1 protein-coding gene is annotated in these 1,465 nt (G+C 46.9%); it reads left to right on the forward strand.

Annotated features, from left to right (window positions below; genetic code table 11):
* The coding region (locus R7F67_RS24010) for a bifunctional 2',3'-cyclic-nucleotide 2'-phosphodiesterase/3'-nucleotidase (RefSeq protein ID WP_318057436.1) at window positions 1-1,380 on the forward strand (1,380 nt) is incomplete at its 5' end.
* Between the last annotated feature and the right edge of the window lie 85 nt (window positions 1,381-1,465).

The raw sequence follows: 1,465 nt of genomic DNA on the forward strand, positions 1-1,465 counted from the left end.
AAGAAAAATCTTGAAGGTAACGTGGTTGCCAAAGACATCAAAGAAACTGCAGAGAAGCTGATTCCGCAGATGAAGAAGGAAGGTGCGGACAATATTGTCGCGATTCCGCATTCAGGGGGTTCAACCGATCCATATAAACTAGGTGCGGAGAACTCGGTGTACTATTTAACGCAAGTAAAAGGCATTGATGCCATTGCGTTTGGTCACTCTCACGCGGTCTTCCCAGGCAAAGGATTTGAGAATCTACAAGGCGTAGACAACAACAAAGGCACCATCAACGGTGTCACTGCCGTCATGCCTGGCCGTTGGGGTAGCCACGTGGGAGTCATGGATCTGGTCATCGAGCAAAAAGACGGCCAATGGCAAGTAGTGGAAGGACAATCTGAAGCTCGACCAATTTTCGACAAAGCGACTAAGAAATCGCTTGCAGAAGCAGACCAAGGCATCATTAAAGCACTCGAAGACGATCACAAAAGCACTCGCAAATTCGTTAACCAACCAATTGGTAAAGCGAATGACGTGATGTACAGCTTCTTGGCTTTGGTGCAAGACGACCCAACAATCCAAATCGTCAACCTTGCACAAAAAGACTACGTTGAACGTTTCATTCAAGGCGATCCAGACCTTGCTGACATTCCAGTTTTGAGCGCGGCCGCGCCGTTTAAAGTGGGCGGACGTAAAGATGATCCGAACGGCTTCACTGAGGTTGAATCTGGCCAACTGACTTTCCGCAACGCCGCCGACTTGTACCTATACCCAAATACGCTCGTCGCAATGAAGGTGAAAGGCAAAGAAGTACATGAATGGCTAGAGTGCAGCGCGGGCCAATTCAAGCATATTGATGTCAATACGACTCAGCCACAATCGTTAATTGATTGGGATAACTTTCGTACGTACAACTTTGACGTGATTGATGGTGTGGAATACCAAATCGACATCACTCAACCACCGAAGTACGACGCGAATTGTAAAGTCATTAACCCGGACTCCCAGCGTATCGTGAATCTGACTTTCAATGGTAAACCAGTTGATCCGAAACAAGATTTCATCATCGCGACTAACAATTACCGCGCGTACAGCAATACCTTCCCTGGCACTGGTCCGGACTTCATTGCATTTGATTCTCCAGACGAAAACCGTTCTGTGGTTGCTGCGTACATTTCTCGCGTCAGTGAGGAAAAAGGCGAAGTCACGCCAAGCGCTGACAATAACTGGTCGTTCGCACCAATTAAGTCAGACAAAAAACTGGATATTCGCTTTGAAACCTCACCGAGCGAAAAAGCTTCGAAGTTTATCCAAGACAAAGGCCAATACCCGATGAAACGCGTCGCAACTGACGAAGTGGGCTTTGCGATTTATCAGATCGATTTAAACAAATAAGCGACTCCATGTTCAAACTAGCGGCTCCTCATTGAGCCGCTTTTTGTTACTGCGCAAAGCAGTTAAGATAGTTCAAATGCGCTAA

Origin of the sequence: Vibrio sp. YT-17 (genome assembly GCF_033337375.1) — a bacterium.
In the GTDB taxonomy this organism is placed as follows: domain Bacteria; phylum Pseudomonadota; class Gammaproteobacteria; order Enterobacterales; family Vibrionaceae; genus Vibrio; species Vibrio alginolyticus.